This is a genomic window from Duganella sp. OV510, from assembly GCF_900100205.1.
Lineage (GTDB): Bacteria > Pseudomonadota > Gammaproteobacteria > Burkholderiales > Burkholderiaceae_D > Rugamonas.
The window spans coordinates 265918-282012 of the sequence record NZ_FNEQ01000003.1; the positions used below are offsets into that span (position 1 = coordinate 265918).

Sequence of the window (16095 nt, forward strand, 5' to 3'; positions counted from 1 at the left end):
AGGATTTACCATGTCTGGATACCTGCAAGGCAACGAACTGGCCGCGAGCCAAAAGCCCGCTGACGCCACCGCACCTGCACCGGCCCCCACCAAGGCGGTCAACAAAGCCGTCACCGTGAACACCCTGACCACGCTGCGCGGCGCCGGCGAAAAGATCACCATGCTGACCTGCTATGACGCCAGCTTCGCCTCGCTGATGGACCGCTGCGGCGTTGAGATCCTGCTGATCGGCGACTCGCTGGGCATGGTCTGCGCCGGCCACACCTCGACGCTGCCGGTCACCGTCAACGACATCGCCTACCACACCGCCTCGGTGGCGCGCGGCACCAAGAATGCCATGATCGTTGCCGACCTGCCGTTTGGCGCCTACGGCACGCCGGAAACCGCCTACGCCAACGCCGTGCAGGTGATGCAGGCTGGCGCTCACATGATCAAGATCGAAGGCGGCGCCTGGCTGGCCGATACCGTCAAATTCCTGACCGACCGCGCGATCCCGGTCTGCGCCCACCTCGGCCTGACGCCGCAATCGGTGCACCAGCTGGGCGGCTACAAGGTGCAGGGCAAGACCACCGAAAGCGCGGACCTGCTGCGCGCCGACGCACTGCGCATGCAAGCCGCTGGCGCCTCGCTGGTGGTGCTGGAAGCGATCCCCTCGCAGCTGGGCAAAGAAGTCACCGAACTGCTGTCGATCCCAACGATCGGCATCGGCGCCGGCCCGGACTGCTCCGGCCAGGTGCTGGTGATGCACGACCTGCTGGGCGTCTTCCCAGGCCGAAAAGCGCGCTTCGTCAAAAACTTCATGGACGGCCAGACCAGCATCGACGCCGCCATCAGCGCCTACGTCGCCGCCGTCAAGGACGGCAGCTTCCCCGCACTGGAACACTGCTTCTAAATCTGTATCCAGGTGGTTTTCAGTTCGGTGTATTTGTCGAGGGCGTGCAGGGATTTGTCGCGCCCATTGCCGGACTGCTTGTAGCCGCCGAAGGGTACGGTGATGTCGTCGCTGTCGTATTGATTGACGTGCACTGTGCCGGCGCGCAGCGCGCGTGAGGTTTTGATGGCTTTGCTCAGGTCCGCTGTCCACACGGCGGCATGCAGGCCGTAAGGTGTGGCGTTGGCTTGCCGGACCGCCTCCTCCACATCGGTGAAACTCAACACCGACAGCACCGGTCCGAAAATCTCTTCGCGGGCGATGCGCATGCCGCTGTCCACCTGATCGAATAGCGTAGGCTCGACATAGTAGCCGCCGGTTTCGGTGCGTACCTGCTTGCCACCAGCCAGCAGCCGTGCGCCGGCCGCGCGGCCTGCTTCGATGTATCCCATCACTGTCTTCAGCTGCGTTGCGTCGACGATTGCGCCCATGACGGTGTTCTCGTCCAGCGGATCGCCCGGCTGATAGGCCGGCACCTTGGCCAGCGCCTTTTCGATGAAGCGGTCCTTGATCGACGCTTCGACGAACAGGCGCGATGGCGCGTTGCAGCTTTCGCCCTGGTTGAAGAAGATCGAGCCGATGGCCGCCTCCACCGCCGCGTCCAGGTCCGGACAGTCGGCGCAGACGATGTTGGCGGACTTGCCGCCCAATTCGGTCCACGCCCGCTTCAGGTTCGATTGGCCCGCCATCTGCATGATCTGCTTGCCCACGCGCGTGGAGCCGGTGAAGCCTATGCAGTCCACGTCCATGTGCAAGGCCAGCGCTGCGCCAGCCTCCGCGCCATAACCTGGCAGCACATTGAAGACGCCAGCCGGTACGCCGGCCTCCAACGCCAATTCCGCCAGCCGCAGCGCAGTCAGCGGCGATTTCTCCGATGGCTTGAGCACCACGCTGTTACCTGCCGCTAGCGCAGGGCCAATCTTCCACGCCGCCATCAGCATCGGATAATTCCACGGCACGATGGCTGCCACCACGCCCACCGGCTCACGCGTAATCAGCGCCAGGCTGTCCGCTGGCGTCGGTGCGATTTCATCGTAGACCTTGTCAATCGCTTCGCCGTACCAGCGGATGCAATTGGCGGCGCCGCCGACATCGACGGTCTGGCTGTATTTGATTGGCTTGCCCATGTCCAGCGTTTCCAGCAGCGCCAGCTCCGCAACGTGCTGCTGCATCAGGTCCGCAAACCGGATCAGCACGCGCTTGCGCTGCGCGGGCGACCTGCCCGCCCAGCGCCGGTCCTCGAACGCCTCACGTGCCGCCGCCACCGCGTTATCCACGTCCGCACCATCGCAGCGCGCCACCATGCCCAGCGAACGCCCATCAATGGGCGACAGGTTCTCGAACTGCTGCCCGGATTTCGCCCACACCCGCTCGCCGCCAATAAACGCGCGGCCGTCCGTTTGCAACGCGGCCGCCTTGTCGTGCCAGATACCCATGCTTGTCTCCTTTAGAGCCAGCCGCGCTGCTGCACATCGGCATACGTCAGGTCGAGACAGTGACGTATCAACGCCAGCATCTCGTCGATCTGCGCCGTGGTCAGGATCAGCGGCGGCGCGATAATCATGCGGTCACCGACGGCGCGCATGATCATCCCGTTATTGAACATATAGCCACGGCACACCATGCCGACCGCCAGCGACTCATCGAACGCCACGTTATCGTGCACGGTAGCGCCCTTGCTGCGCACCAGATTCAGGCCGGCCACGAAACCACAGCTGTCCGCATAGCCCACCAGCGGATGTTCCTCCAGTTCCGCAAAGCGCCGCTGCAGATACGGCCCGGTGTCATCGGCCACGCGCCCGATCAGTTTTTCATCTTCGATGATGCGGATATTCTCCAGCGCCGCCGCACACGCTACCGGATGGCCGGAATAGGTGAAGCCGTGATTGAACTCGCCGCCCTGCTCGATCAGCACCTTGGCCACGCGGTCGCCCACCAGCACACCGCCCAGCGGCACATAGCCAGACGTCACACCCTTGGCGAAAGTAATCAGATCCGGCCTGATGCCAAACAGCTCGGAGGCAAACCAGCGTCCCAGCCTGCCGAAGCCGCAAATCACTTCATCGGCAATCAGCAGAACGCCATACTTGTCGCAGATGCGCTGGATCTCTGGCCAATACGTCGACGGCGGAATAATCACACCGCCTGCGCCCTGTATCGGCTCGCCGATGAAGGCAGCCACCTTGTCCTGCCCCACCTCAAGAATCTTCTTCTCCAGCCAGGACGCCGCCTCAAGACCAAACGCCTCCGGCGTCATGCCGCGCCCATGTTCCAGATAGCTTGGCTGATCGATATGAACGATACCCGGTATCGGCAAGCCGCCCTGCTCATGCATCCCCGCCATGCCGCCCAGCGATGCTCCGGCCATGGTGCTGCCGTGATACGCGTTGTGGCGGCTGATGATGACCTGGCGCTGCGGCTGGCCCAATACATCCCAATAGCGCCGCACCATGCGCACATTGGTGTCGTTGCCTTCCGAGCCGGAGCCGGTGAAGTACACATGGTTGAACTGCGGCGGCGATATCTCCACCAGCTTGGCCGCCAGCTGCACCGCAGGCACGTTGGTGGTGTTGAAGAAGCTGTTATAGAAGGGCAGTGTCTCCATCTGCTGGTAAACGGCCTCCGAGATGCTGGTACGGCCATAACCGACATTCACACACCACAGGCCGGACATGCCGTCGATGATCTTGTTACCCTCGGAGTCCCACAGATAGATGCCATCGCCGCGCACCATCACGCGCGCGCCTTTCTCACCCAGCGCCTTGTGGTCGGTGAATGGATGCATGTAATGTGCCGTGTCCAGCCGCTGGATCGAAGTCGTATCGTAAGTGCTCATTTGGCCTCCCGTTCAGACATGCAGCAGCAGGTGCTCGCGCTCCCACGGGCTGATGACGGTCATGAATTCCTGATGTTCCAGGTCCTTGATAGCGGCGTAGACGTCGATGAAACGCTCGCCCAGCACGGTGCGCAGACGGTCCTCGCCGCGCAGCAGTTGCAGGGCTTCCGGCAAGCCTTGCGGCAGCTCGACCTTGAGGTCATACGCGCTATCGGTGGTCATCGGCGTTGGCTCTTCCTGGTCCACCATGCCCAGGTAGCCACAGGCCAGCGTGACCGCCAGCGCAAGGTAAGGATTGGCATCGGCGCCGATGATGCGGTTCTCCACACGACGATCCTGCACACCGGACTCCGGCACGCGGAAACCCACGGTACGGTTATCCATGCCCCACTGGATGTTGATCGGCGCCGCCGTATGGCGCACGATGCGGCGGTAGGAATTCACATACGGCGCCACAATCGCCATCGCCGACGGCATATAGCGCTGCAAGCCGCCGATATAGTGCTTGAACAGCGGCGACGCCGAACCATCTTCGTTACTGAAGATGTTCTTGCCGGTCGTGGCGTCCACTACGCTCTGATGCACATGCATCGCCGATCCCGGCTCGCCCGCCATCGGCTTGGCCATGAAGGTCGCGTACATATCGTGCTTCAGCGCCGCCTCGCGCAAGGTGCGTTTGAAGAAGAACACCTTGTCGGCGAGGCCCAGCGGTTCGCCGTGCAGGAAGTTGATTTCCATCTGGCCTGCGCCGATTTCGTGAATCAGTGTGTCGACATCGAGGCCCATCAGATCGCAGTAATCGTAGATGTCCTCAAACAGTGGGTCGAACTCGTTCACCGCATCGATGCTGTAAACCTGGCGGCTGGTTTCGGCACGGCCGCTGCGGCCAATCGGCGGTTTCAATGGCAGGTCCGGATCGCTGTTCTTGGCGGTCAGGTAGAACTCCAGTTCCGGCGCTACCACCGGCTTCCAGCCTTTGTCGGCATACAGTTTGAGCACGCGGCGCAGCACGGAGCGCGGTGCAAAATCGACCAGGCGGCCATCGGAAAAATAGCAGTCGTGAATCACCTGTGCAGTAGGATCGGTAGCCCACGGCACCATGGTGATGGTGGTCGGATCTGCCTTCAGGATCATGTCGCGGTCGGTGCTGGAGATGGCGCGGTCGTAGCCCGCGTCTTCGGTCGGATAGTTACCGGTGACGGTCATGCCCAGCACCGCTTCCGGAATGCGCATGCCGCGCTCTTGGGTGAATTTTCCGCGTGGGAGGATCTTCCCGCGTGCCACGCCGGTCAGGTCGGGGACCAGGCATTCAATCTCTGTGACGTGCTTCTCGTTCAGCCACAGGTCCATATCGGTATAACTAAAGTTTTCGCGAATTGCCATTTGCTTCTCTCGTTGTTGTTATCGGTTGGCCTTGTAGGCGCGGCAAGCGTCGCCAAAGGCGCTGAATAATTTGACGGAGTCCGGATTCTCGGAAAAGCGCCATTCTGGATGCCACTGTACCGCGAGCGTGAATCCTTTGGCGTCCTCTACGTGGTAGGCTTCAACCAGGCCATCATCCGCGCGCGCTTCCACCGTCAGGCCGGCGGCCAGGCGGTTAATGCCCTGGCCATGCAGCGAATTGACCATGATCTGGTCGACTCCGTCGAGCATCTTCGCCAATCGCCCTCCAGGGTCCAGCAGCACGCGGTGCGATGGCGCGTACTGCTGGTCCAGCGTATGGTCCTTGCGTTCACGATGATCGGCCATGCCGGCGACACGCTGCACCGCCTGATGCAGCGAACCGCCCAGCGCCACATTCATCTCCTGAAAGCCGCGGCAGATCGCCAGCAAGGGAATGCCGCGCTTGATAACGGCACGGATCAGCGGCAGCGTGGTGGCGTCGCGCGCTGCATCTTGCGGCAGCGATGGATCGAGCACCACCTCGCCATACAGGCCGGCATTTACATTGGAGGGCGAGCCGGTGAGCATCACACCATCGGCCACGGCCAATAGCGCTTCGAAGTCAGTGACAGCGCCCAGGGCAGGCACGATAAGCGGCGTGCAGCGCGCACCTTCCGCAACGGCCGCCACATACTTGAGGTGTGCGGTGTGGGAAAGATGCGCACCGGTTTGGGTGACGCATGCGGGAACCAGAACGATTGGGCTACGCATAGAAGCTTTCATCTATTTGGATTTGACTAAATGATAATCCTATTTTGGTATGATGGCGAACTCAAATCAGGAGCTCGCGCATGAAGAACATGCCATGGCGCGATTTCATCGCATTAGTCGCCAGCATCGGCGTTGTCGGCCTGGGGCTCGGCGCCACCATTCCACTGACCGCATTGACCTTGGATCAGCGCGGTGTCGGCACAGACATCATCGGCATCATCACAGCCATCAGTGCGGCAGGTATTCTCGCGGCCGCACCCTTTGTCTCACGCTGGGTGGCCAGCTACGGCCAGCGTGGCTGCATGATGATCGCCATCGTCACCGCCGCCATCTCCACCGCGCTGATGGAGGCCACCGACAACCTGCTGCTCTGGGGCGCGCTGCGTTTTGTCTTTGGCGCCTGCATGGGCGTGCTGTTCACCATTGGCGAAGCGTGGGTTAACAATCTGGCGCCGACCAATTCGCGCGGCCGTGTGGTAGCCATCTACACCACCGCCTTCACATTATTCCAGTTGATCGGCCCCGCGCTGGTGGCGGCGCTGGCGGGCAAGGTAGCGCTGCCCTTCGCCTCATGCGGTGCGCTGTTCCTGCTTGCGATGCCTGGCATGCTGCTGATTGGCGGTGGCGCGCAGGGTCATGAGGACGAAGCACCAGTCGCCTGGCAGCGCATCCTGCCGCGCATGTGGATGATCGCCATCGGCGCCGCCTTCTTCGCCATGTTCGACACGGTAGCACTCAGCCTGCTGCCGGTATACGCCATGCGCCACGGCATAGCGACCGAACTGGCGGTGCTGTCGGCCACCGTGGTGCTAGTCGGCGACACAGCGCTGCAATTCTTCTTCGGCTGGCTGGCGGACCGCGTCGGCCGTCGCAAGGTGCATATCGGCTGCGGCATCGCCGTCTGCGTGCTGCTGCCAGCGCTGCCGTTCGCTGCCGGCACGCCGTGGTTGTGGTGGATCTTGCTGCTGGCGCTGGGCGCGGTGGCCGGCGCCATCTACATGCTGTCGCTGGTGGCCTGCGGCGAACGCTTTGAAGGGCAATCGCTGGTCGCAGCCAGCGCGGTGGTCAACGCTGCCTGGGGCCTTACCAGCGCCGGCGGACCATTGGTGACGGGAGTATTAATGCAAACGGCCGGCGTGAATGCACTACCGGCCGTTCTGTGGGTAGGCGCAGCGATCTTCATCGCCAGCGCTGCGTGGGATAAAAATTAACGACCGGAGAGAGTTGATGAAATTAGTTTTTCCCTGCACGCTCATGGCTCTCGCCATCATGACCAATACGGCGGCAGCGCCGGTGGCGGCGCAGAAGGACGCATCCATATGGGTGGCGCGTGTGCTGGATCGCCTGCGCTACAAAACCGAAGGACAGCCTGAAGGCGCCAACGGGCATCCCTTCGACCGCTTTATCGAAGCGCTCGATTCCGAACGCATGGTTTTCACCCAAGCCAGCCTGGCAAACATGGCGAACCAGCGCGTTCAACTGGACAAGCTGACCAGCGAAAAGCAGATGGATACCTTGAATGGCATCTTCTCGGACTATCTGGCGCGTTCGGTCGCTCTGCACACCTATAGGCAAGAGGCACTCCGACAGGCGCCCGCTTTCCACGGCCATGAACAATTCCAGCGCGAACGTTCCAAGGCGCGCTGGGAGCCAGACGATACAGCTCTGCGTGATTTGTGGCGCCGGCAGGTCATGGACGACTACCTCAATCTTCGCCTTGCAGGAGTGTCTGAAGATCAGGTCATCCCGACGCTGCAACGCCGCTATGAGCGCAACCTGCAACGCGTGCAGGCAATGCGATATGGCGATGTCGCCGATCTGTTCCTGCAAGCTTATGTCGAATCTTATGATCCGCACGGCGCTTATCTGGCGCCGGGAAAAACCAGTCCAGAACATCTGTTGGGTGACATGGTCGGTATAGGTCTGACGCTCCAGAAAAAAGACGATTTGATCACTGTGCTGGAGGTGGTGCCCGGCACTGACGCCGACCGCAGTGGCGACATCGCTCCCGGCGACCGCATCATCGGCGTGGCGCAGGGAATTGGACAACCCATGCAGGAAGTAATTGGCTGGAAGGTCGATGAAGTGGCGGCACTGCTGCGTGGTGCACCCGGATCGCAATTGGTAATAGATATACTACCGCAAGGCATACCACGCGGCCAGGTGGCCCGCCGCATCATTGTCACGCGCACCAAAGTTCAACTTGACGACCAACGCACCAAGGGCCGCATTGAGCGCATAGCGCGCGGTGCCAACAACTACCGCATCGGCGTCATCACCATCCCCACGTTCTATCAAGACTACACGGCGCGCAGAGCCGGCGCCAAGGATTATCTGAGCGTGAGCCGCGATGTCGCGGCCGCAGTGGCGCAAATGAAGCAACAGAAGGCTGACGCCATTCTGCTCGACATGCGCAACAACGGCGGCGGCTCCTTGAGCGAGGCAATCGAACTGACCGGATTGTTCCTGCCAGGCGTGCCGGTGGTGCAACAGATATCGTCCGACCGCAGGCTCACTGTGGAAAGAACGCCGCTGGCCGCTCCTGCCTGGAACGGGCCATTGGCTGTCCTGATTGATCGCAGATCGGCCGCCGCCACCGAAATCATCGCAGCAGCGATCCAGGACTACGGTCGCGGGCTTGTGCTGGGGGATCTCAGTTACGGGCGCGGCAGCGTGCAGACCGTCCTCAGTCTGGATCGCTTTTCCACAGATTCTTCGAAGGCATACGGCGACGTAAGGTTAACCGTTGCGGTCCTTTGTCGCGCAGGCGGCAAACCGATCCAGCGCTTTGGCGTCACGCCAGATATCAGCATACCGGGCTATGTGGACATGACGGGCAAGGCAAATGCCGACCTTTACGGCGGCGCCAACTGCAAGACGCAGGACATCGCAAAGAGCGGTGCGCTGGATGCACTACTACCGAAACTCAACGCACTGCACACCAGCCGCATGCAGGTGGCGCGGCCGGAAGGCGACATTGCGCAGTCGCAGTTGAAAGAGGCGATCGCGGTGCTCAGCGATGTGGCTGCCCAGGCGCGGCAAGAGCCGCGCCCGTAGCCAAGCCCACGAGCGTCGTCTTTGGATCAGCCCTTGGCCGCAGCAGCCAGTTGCTTCGAGCGCTGGCGCTCGGCGCGGGCGATATACAGGCTTGATGCGATCACACCGATCGACACCACCAATATCGTCAGCGCCGCCACCGCATTCACGCGTGGATCAAGACCCAGGCGCGCGCGCGAGAAGATCACGATCGGCATGGTCGAAGAGCCAGGGCCGGACAGGAAGGCCGACAGCACCACGTCATCCAGCGACAGCGTGAAGGTCAGCAGCCAGGCCGAACCCAGCGCCTGCTTGATGTTCGGCAGCGTCACCAGGAAGAACACCTGGAACGGACGGCAACCCAGGTCCATCGCCGCTTCTTCCAGCGACTTGTTCATCTCGCGCAGGCGCGACTGCACCACCACCGTCGCATAGGCCATGCCCAGCAGCGTGTGGCCCAGCCAGATCGTCATCATGCCGCGCTCCGGGAAGCCGAACATCTTCTGCACCGACACCAGCATCAGCAGCAGCGACAGGCCGATAATCACCTCGGGCATCACCAGCGGCGCACTGACCATGCCGGTGAACAGCGTGCGGCCGCTGAAGCGCTGATAGCGGTCCAGCACAAATGCCGCAAATGTGCCGAGGATCACCGAGCCGCAAGCCGTCAGCAGCGCGATGCGCAGCGACAGGCCGAGGCCGCTGATGATCTCCTGGTCGTTCAGCAGCGCTGCATACCATTGCAGCGAGAAGCCGCTCCACACCATGTCCTGGCGCGAGCTGTTAAACGAGAACACCACCAACACGACAATCGGGAGGTACAGGAACAGATAGCCCATCGAGAGCCAGCCGCGTCCGAACCAACGATGCAGGAACTGGGTCATTTGCGGGCCTCCTGGTCTGCCTGGTATTTATTGAAGATCGCCATCGGCACAAGAATCAGCAGGATCACCACCACCGTCACCGAGGACGCCAGCGGCCAATCGTTATTGGTAAAGAATTCGTCCCACAGCTGGCGGCCGATCATCAGCGTTTCCGGACCGCCCAGCAGTTCCGGAATCACGTACTCGCCCACCGCCGGGATAAACACCAGCATGGTGCCGGCGATGATGCCGGACTTCGACAGCGGCACCGTGATACGCCAGAAGGTCTGCCACGGCGTCGCGCCAAGATCGGCCGCCGCTTCCAGGAAACGCACATCCATCTTCACCAGGTTGGCGTACAGCGGCAGTATCATGAACGGCAGGTAGGCGTACACCATGCCGATGATCAGCGAGAATTGCGTGTTCATCAGGTGCAGCGGCTCGGAGATCACGCCGAGATTCAGCAGGAAGCTGTTGAGAATGCCGTTGTTGGCCAGGATGCCCTTCCACGCGTAGATACGCAGCAGGAAGGAAGTCCAGAACGGCATCATCACCAGCATCAGCAGCACCGGACGTATGGCCGGCCTGGCGCGCGCCATGAAGTAGGCGAACGGATAACCAATGGCCAGGCACAGCGCCGCGGTAATCGCCGCGAACTTCAGCGAATTCAGATAGGTGATCGCGTACAGCTCATCCTCAAGGATGTACAGGTAGTTGGAGATCTTGACCTTCAGCGTCATCACGCCGTCGGCCACCGTTACCAGGGAGCCGAACGGACCGCCTTCGCCGCTATCCAGATCGGCAAAGCTCAGGCGCAGCACGATCAGGAAGGGGATCAGGAACGCAAACGTCAGCCAGACGAACGGCACGCCGATCACCACGGCGCGGCCTGGATGCTTGATCAGGTTTTTAAAAAATTTCATGACCGCCGCGCCTTAGCTGGTCAGCACAACAACGTCGGCGCCGTCCCACCACGCGTACACGCGCTGGTCGCGCTTCAGCACCGCGTCGTCGTGACGCGCGACGTTGGTGCGCGAAGCCTTGACCACCATGCCGCTGTCCAGCGTGATGTGGTAACTGGTTTCGTTGCCGAAGTAGGACACGCCGGTGATCACACCGTGCACGCAGTTGTAGCCATGTTCAGCCGCCTTGCCGCGCTGCTCCTGCGTCGGCGCTTCCGCCTGCACGGCGATCTTCTCCGGACGCACGGCCACCGACACCGGCATGCCCATGGTGCCGGTAATGCCGTGGGTGACGTAATGCTTGCCTTCCGGCGTATCGATGATGACGTGGTCCGCCTCATCCTCCGCCACCGAACCGTTGAACAGGTTGACGCTGCCGATGAAGTCGGCGACGAAGCGGCAGTTCGGCGTTTCGTAGATTTCGTCCGGCGCGCCCACTTGCAGGATGCGGCCGGCACTCATGACGGCGATGCGCGTGGCCATGCTCATGGCCTCATCCTGGTCGTGGGTGACCATCACGCAGGTCACGCCCACTTCCTCGATGATGCTGACCAGTTCCATCTGCGTGCGCTCGCGCAGCTTCTTGTCCAGTGCGCCCAGCGGCTCGTCCAGCAGCAGCAACTGCGGACGCTTGGCCAGCGAACGCGCCAGCGCCACGCGCTGCTGCTGGCCGCCGGACAGCTGATGCGGCTTGCGCCTGGCGTACTCGCTCAGCTGCACCAGCGCCAGCATCTTTTCCACGCGCGCGGCGATTTCGTCTTTCGGCAGGCCGTCGCGGCGCAGGCCGAAGGCGATGTTGTCCCATACCGACAGGTGCGGGAACAGCGCATACGACTGGAACATCATATTAATCGGACGCTGGTACGGCGGCACGCTGACAATATCCTGGCCGGCCAGCGTGATGCTGCCCGACGTCGGCGTTTCAAAACCCGCCAGCATGCGCAGCAGCGTCGATTTGCCGCAGCCCGAGCTGCCCAGCAGCGCGAAGATTTCGCCCTTGTTGATCGCAACCGATACGTCATTGACGGCGCGGACGCCATCGAATTCCTTGACCAGGTTACGGATCAGGAGGAAAGGTTCAGCAGCTCGCTCTATGGTCATGTTATTAAAAGAGTAAAATAATATTTGCCAAACCGGTGATTATAAAGCCAGCAGAGGCCAAGACAACTCAAACATGCAGCAATAGGTGTTCCCGCTCCCAGGGGCTGATGACGGTCATGAACTCCTGGTGCTCCAGTTCCTTGATGGCCGTATAGACATCGATGAAGCGCTCGCCCAGTACATCGCGCAGGCGGTCTTCCTGCCGCAACAGCGCCAGCGCCTGCGGCAGCCCTTGCGGCAGCTCGTAGAAATGGTCGTAGGCGCTGCCGTTGTAGATTGGCGTCGGCTCCAGCTGGTCGACCAGGCCAAGATAACCGCAGGCCAGCGTCACCGCAATGCCGAGATAGGGATTGGCGTCGGCGCCGATGATGCGGTTCTCCACCCGCCGCTGCTCGACGCCGGAAATCGGAATGCGGAAGCCCACAGTGCGGTTGTCCATGCCCCACTGGACGTTGATCGGCGCTGCTGTGTGGCGCACGATGCGGCGGTAGGAATTCACATACGGCGCCAGGATCGCCATCGCCGCCGGCGTGTAGCGTTGCAGGCCGCCGATGTAGTGGCGGAACTGCGGCGACGGCGAGCCGTCCGCCAGGCTGAAGATATTGCGGCCGCTGACGGCGTCGCTCACGCTCTGGTGCACATGCATCGCCGATCCCGGCTCACCGGCCATCGGCTTGGCCATGAAGGTGGCGTACATATCGTGCTTCAGCGCCGCCTCGCGCAGCGTGCGTTTGAAGTAGAACACGTTGTCGGCTAGCGCCAGCGCATCGCCGTGCTGGAAGTTGAGGCCCATCTGGCCTGCGCCGGTTTCGTGGATCAGCGTATCGACGTCGAGGTTCATCAGCGCGCAATAGTCGTAGATATCCTCGAACAGCGGATCGAACTCGTTGACAGCGTCGATGCTATAGACCTGGCGCGTGGTTTCGGCGCGGCCGCTGCGGCCGACCGGCGCCTTCAAAGGCAGGTCGGGATCGATATTCTTCTCGGTGAGGTAGAACTCCAGTTCAGGCCCGACGATGGGCTTCCATCCCTTGTCCGCATACAGCTTGAGCACACGGCGCAAAACAGAGCGCGGCGCGAAATCGACCAGCGTGCCGTCGGCAAAGTAGCAATCGTGGATCACCTGCGCGGTCGGATCGATGGCCCACGGCACGGTGGTGATGCTGCCGGGGTCCGCGCGCAGGATCATGTCGCGGTCGGTGTTGGAGATGGCGCGGTCGTAGGCCGGGTCTTCGGTAGGGTAGTTGCCGGTGACGGTCATGCCAAGCACCGCTTCCGGTATGCGCATGCCACGGTCCTGCGTGAATTTGGCGCGTGGCAGAATCTTCCCGCGTGCCACACCGGTCAGGTCGGGCACCAGGCATTCGATTTCAGTGACCCGCTTATCGTTGAGCCACTGGTCCATATCAGCATCGGAGAAATTTTCACGGATAGACATGACGAACTCTAAGTTGCTATCGACAGGTCTAGCTTACCATAATCATAACCTTGCTTCTTCTGCCTCCACGCGTATCTGCACCAATATTTTCTTGATCTCCGGGACGCACGAGCCGCAGTTGCCGCCAGCTTTCAGGCAGGCTGTCACTTCCGGCACGGTTTTCAAATCCTTTTCGCGGATGGCGTTGCAAATGGTGTTGCGGCCCACGCCGAAGCACGAACACACGGTTGGTCCGGTATCGGCGCCCTTCTCCACCGGCATGCCGACCAGCAGGCCGACGCGGTCGATCTCGCTCAGCGCCTCTTTCACGAACAGGCTGGCCAGCCAGGCGCGCGACGGCATGTCCTGACGCGGCGACATGAAAATACATTGTTCGATGCGGTCATCCACCACGTGCACGGCGCGGTACACGCCGGCGGTCTTGTCTTCGTACTCCAGCCAGTCGGCATCCGGGTCGCTGACACCGAGCAGCGTGCGTGCCCATTCGGCATAGTTCTTGACTGTGTTGCGGCCGGCCAGTTCGTAGCGCGCGAATTCGCGGCCCTGGATGCGGGTCCAGTGCGCGATGCTGTCGAGATTCAGCGCATCGCGGCTCAGGATGAAGCCATGCCAGTTGACGCGGAACTGCTCGACACGCACCGGCGTATGCTTGAACTCAGGTTCGCCGGACACGGGATCGACCACCGGGTTGACCACCGCGCCGACGCGCGCATCGGATGCGGTCTGGCCATTCCAGTGAATTGGAATGAACACGCTGCCGCGCGGGATGCCGCCGCCGTGCTGCACACGCGCCACCATCGCGCCCCACTCGGAAGTGATGCGCGCCAGTTCGCCTTCTTTGACACCACTCAGCAGCGCGTCCTGCGGATGCATGTCCACGAACGATTCGGCGATGTGGTCGGCCAGCGTGGCGGACTTGCCGGTGCGCGTCATGGTGTGCCACTGATCGCGCACGCGGCCGGTGTTGAGCGACAGCGGATAATCTTCGCTGACGGCGTGACGCGGCAGGCGTGGCGCGGTAGCGATAAAGCGCGCCTTGCCGTCGGCGTGCGCGAATACGCCATCCTCGAACAACCGTGTTTCGACCTGCAATTCGCCGGAGATGGCGCGGCGTACCGGCCATTGCGTCGGTGCCAGTTCATCGTACTCGCGCTGTTCCAGGCCCGCGAGGCCGGACATATCAAACGCACGCGGTACTTCGCCAACCGCATTGCGGAAGCCGCTCAGGCTCGCGTGCTCGTTGAATACATCATGCTGGCCAGTGTAGTCGAAACCTGCATAGCCCATGCGCTGGGCGAACAACGCCATGATCTTCCAGTCAGGCAGCGCTTCGCCCGGCGCCGCCAGGAAGGCGCGCTGGCGCGAAATGCGACGCTCGGAGTTGGTCACCGTACCATCTTTCTCGCCCCAGCCCAGTGCCGGCAGCAGCACATCGGCATAGGCAGTGGTGTCGGTGTCCTGCATGATGTCGGAGGAAATCACCAGCTCGCACTTCTCCAGCGCGCGACGCACCTGATCGGCATCCGGCATGCTGACGACCGGATTGGTGGCCATGACCCACACTGATTTGACCTTGCCTTCTTCGATGGCCTTGAACAGATCCACCGCCTTCAGGCCGCCCTTGTCGGCCATGGCCGGCGATTCCCAGAAAGTCTGCACCACGTCACGATGCTCTGCGCGCTCCAGGTCCATGTGCGCGGCGAGCATATTGGCCAGGCCGCCCACTTCACGGCCCCCCATGGCGTTCGGCTGGCCGGTGATCGAGAACGGTCCCATGCCCGGCTTGCCGAGCCGTCCGCCGATCAGGTGACAGTTGATGATGGCGTTGGCCTTGTCAGTGCCTGCCGACGACTGGTTCACGCCCATCGAGTAGGCGGTGATGGTCTTGTGGTTGGCGGCAAACAGTTCATAGAACTCCAGCAGCAGCGGCAGTTCGATGCGGCATATTTTCGCCACCACGGCCGGATCGGCGCAATCGGCATGGGCGACATCCAGCGCCGCCTCGAAGCCGTTGGTATGCTGCGCGATGAATTGCGGATCGACGGCGCCGATGCGCGACAGGTAGCTCAGCAAACCGTTGAACAGCCAGACATCGGTGCCCGCCTTCACCGGCAGGTGCAGGTCTGCCAATTCGCAGGTCGCCGTGCGGCGTGGATCGACTACCACCAGCTTCATTTGCGGGCGCGCTTCCTTGGCTTTCAGGATGCGCTGGAACAGGATAGGATGGCACCATGCGGTATTGGAGCCCACCAGCACGACCATGTCCGCCAGCTCCAGATCGTCATAACAGACCGGCACCAGGTCTTCGCCAAACGCCCGCTTGTAGCCCGCCACGGCGGACGACATGCACAGCCGCGAGTTGGTGTCGATGTTGGCGCTGCCGACGTAACCCTTCATCAGCTTGTTGGCAACGTAGTAGTCCTCGGTCAGCAACTGGCCTGAGACATATAGCGCCACAGCATCCGGGCCATGCTCTGCGATGATGCGCTTCCACTCGCCGGCCACCTTGTCCAGCGCCTCGTCCCATGACGCGCGACGCAGGCCATCGGCCTCGCGCACCTGCGGATACAGCAGGCGGCCCTCCAGCCCCACGGTTTCGCCAAGCGCGGAACCTTTGACGCACAGGCGGCCCTTGTTTGCCGGATGCCGCTTGTCGCCGGCAATCGCAAACGTGCCATCGCCCTTTGGCGTAGCCAGCACGCCGCAGCCTACGCCGCAATAGGCGCAAGTGGTACGGATGGCCAGATGGTCGGTAGACAAGTTCAAAATAATCC

12 protein-coding genes are annotated in these 16095 nt (G+C 62.0%); 3 read left to right on the forward strand and 9 right to left on the reverse strand.

Translation table 11 applies throughout. The annotated features are described in order from the left end of the window. Positions 1-10 precede the first annotated feature (10 nt). Positions 11-892, forward strand: a complete 882-nt coding sequence (panB, locus tag BLS51_RS11055; RefSeq protein ID WP_175472552.1) for a 3-methyl-2-oxobutanoate hydroxymethyltransferase — start codon at positions 11-13, stop codon at positions 890-892. Here panB and BLS51_RS11060 read toward each other — a convergent pair. Genes BLS51_RS11060 through BLS51_RS11075 form a run of 4 tightly spaced genes read right to left on the reverse strand, consistent with a single transcriptional unit; the run spans position 889 to position 5921 of the window. Further along, the gene (locus BLS51_RS11060) at positions 889-2367 is read right to left on the reverse strand and encodes an aldehyde dehydrogenase (RefSeq protein WP_090182791.1); all 1479 of its coding nucleotides are present in this window, start codon (positions 2365-2367) and stop codon (positions 889-891) included. The two genes, panB and BLS51_RS11060, sit on opposite strands and share 4 nt — an antisense overlap. A gap of 11 nt (positions 2368-2378) precedes the next feature. Beyond that, positions 2379-3767 (reverse strand): aspartate aminotransferase family protein, encoded by a 1389-nt coding sequence (locus tag BLS51_RS11065; protein ID WP_090182789.1) that lies wholly within the window; start codon positions 3765-3767, stop codon positions 2379-2381. 12 nt (positions 3768-3779) lie between these two features. Continuing rightward, a complete protein-coding gene (locus tag BLS51_RS11070) occupies positions 3780-5150 on the reverse strand; it encodes a glutamine synthetase family protein (protein WP_090182787.1) in 1371 nt (456 codons plus the stop codon). A gap of 18 nt (positions 5151-5168) precedes the next feature. Then, a complete protein-coding gene (locus BLS51_RS11075) occupies positions 5169-5921 on the reverse strand; it encodes a gamma-glutamyl-gamma-aminobutyrate hydrolase family protein (protein WP_090182785.1) in 753 nt (250 codons plus the stop codon). A gap of 80 nt (positions 5922-6001) precedes the next feature. Here BLS51_RS11075 and BLS51_RS11080 point away from each other — a divergent pair, with 80 nt between their 5' ends. Together BLS51_RS11080 and BLS51_RS11085 are read left to right on the forward strand one after the other, a co-directional pair. Then, positions 6002-7132 carry an MFS transporter gene (locus tag BLS51_RS11080; protein ID WP_090182782.1) on the forward strand — a complete coding sequence of 377 codons (1131 nt, stop codon included), beginning with the start codon at positions 6002-6004 and terminating at the stop codon, positions 7130-7132. Positions 7133-7148: 16 nt separating this feature from the next. After that, entirely contained in the window at positions 7149-8978 is a 1830-nt protein-coding gene (locus BLS51_RS11085; protein ID WP_090182779.1) for a S41 family peptidase, read from the forward strand. A gap of 26 nt (positions 8979-9004) precedes the next feature. Here the strand turns inward: BLS51_RS11085 and BLS51_RS11090 are convergent, their stop codons facing one another. The 5 genes from BLS51_RS11090 to BLS51_RS11110 all read right to left on the reverse strand — a co-directional run bounded on the left by BLS51_RS11090 (position 9005) and on the right by BLS51_RS11110 (position 16087). Further along, the gene (locus tag BLS51_RS11090) at positions 9005-9841 is read right to left on the reverse strand and encodes an ABC transporter permease (RefSeq protein WP_090182777.1); all 837 of its coding nucleotides are present in this window, start codon (positions 9839-9841) and stop codon (positions 9005-9007) included. Further along, positions 9838-10743: an ABC transporter permease subunit gene (locus tag BLS51_RS11095; RefSeq protein ID WP_090182774.1), complete on the reverse strand. Its 906-nt coding sequence runs from the start codon at positions 10741-10743 to the stop codon at positions 9838-9840. Before BLS51_RS11095 ends, BLS51_RS11090 begins: the two co-directional genes overlap by 4 nt. Positions 10744-10755: 12 nt before the next feature. Beyond that, entirely contained in the window at positions 10756-11883 is a 1128-nt protein-coding gene (locus tag BLS51_RS11100) for an ABC transporter ATP-binding protein (protein ID WP_090182772.1), read from the reverse strand. A gap of 67 nt (positions 11884-11950) precedes the next feature. Next, positions 11951-13321 carry a glutamine synthetase family protein gene (locus BLS51_RS11105; RefSeq protein ID WP_090182770.1) on the reverse strand — a complete coding sequence of 457 codons (1371 nt, stop codon included), beginning with the start codon at positions 13319-13321 and terminating at the stop codon, positions 11951-11953. Positions 13322-13363: 42 nt separating this feature from the next. Then, the gene (locus tag BLS51_RS11110; RefSeq protein ID WP_090182767.1) at positions 13364-16087 is read right to left on the reverse strand and encodes a nitrate reductase; all 2724 of its coding nucleotides are present in this window, start codon (positions 16085-16087) and stop codon (positions 13364-13366) included. Between the last annotated feature and the right edge of the window lie 8 nt (positions 16088-16095).

Excerpts from the sequence above, each read along its gene's own strand:
- panB (WP_175472552.1), top strand. The coding sequence starts at position 11 with ATGTCTGGATACCTGCAAGGCAACGAACTGGCCGCGAGCCAAAAGCCC.
- BLS51_RS11060 (WP_090182791.1), bottom strand. The coding sequence starts at position 2,367 with ATGGGTATCTGGCACGACAAGGCGGCCGCGTTGCAAACGGACGGCCGC.
- BLS51_RS11065 (WP_090182789.1), bottom strand. The coding sequence starts at position 3,767 with ATGAGCACTTACGATACGACTTCGATCCAGCGGCTGGACACGGCACAT.
- BLS51_RS11070 (WP_090182787.1), bottom strand. The coding sequence starts at position 5,150 with ATGGCAATTCGCGAAAACTTTAGTTATACCGATATGGACCTGTGGCTG.
- BLS51_RS11075 (WP_090182785.1), bottom strand. The coding sequence starts at position 5,921 with ATGCGTAGCCCAATCGTTCTGGTTCCCGCATGCGTCACCCAAACCGGT.
- BLS51_RS11080 (WP_090182782.1), top strand. The coding sequence starts at position 6,002 with ATGAAGAACATGCCATGGCGCGATTTCATCGCATTAGTCGCCAGCATC.
- BLS51_RS11085 (WP_090182779.1), top strand. The coding sequence starts at position 7,149 with ATGAAATTAGTTTTTCCCTGCACGCTCATGGCTCTCGCCATCATGACC.
- BLS51_RS11090 (WP_090182777.1), bottom strand. The coding sequence starts at position 9,841 with ATGACCCAGTTCCTGCATCGTTGGTTCGGACGCGGCTGGCTCTCGATG.
- BLS51_RS11095 (WP_090182774.1), bottom strand. The coding sequence starts at position 10,743 with ATGAAATTTTTTAAAAACCTGATCAAGCATCCAGGCCGCGCCGTGGTG.
- BLS51_RS11100 (WP_090182772.1), bottom strand. The coding sequence starts at position 11,883 with ATGACCATAGAGCGAGCTGCTGAACCTTTCCTCCTGATCCGTAACCTG.
- BLS51_RS11105 (WP_090182770.1), bottom strand. The coding sequence starts at position 13,321 with ATGTCTATCCGTGAAAATTTCTCCGATGCTGATATGGACCAGTGGCTC.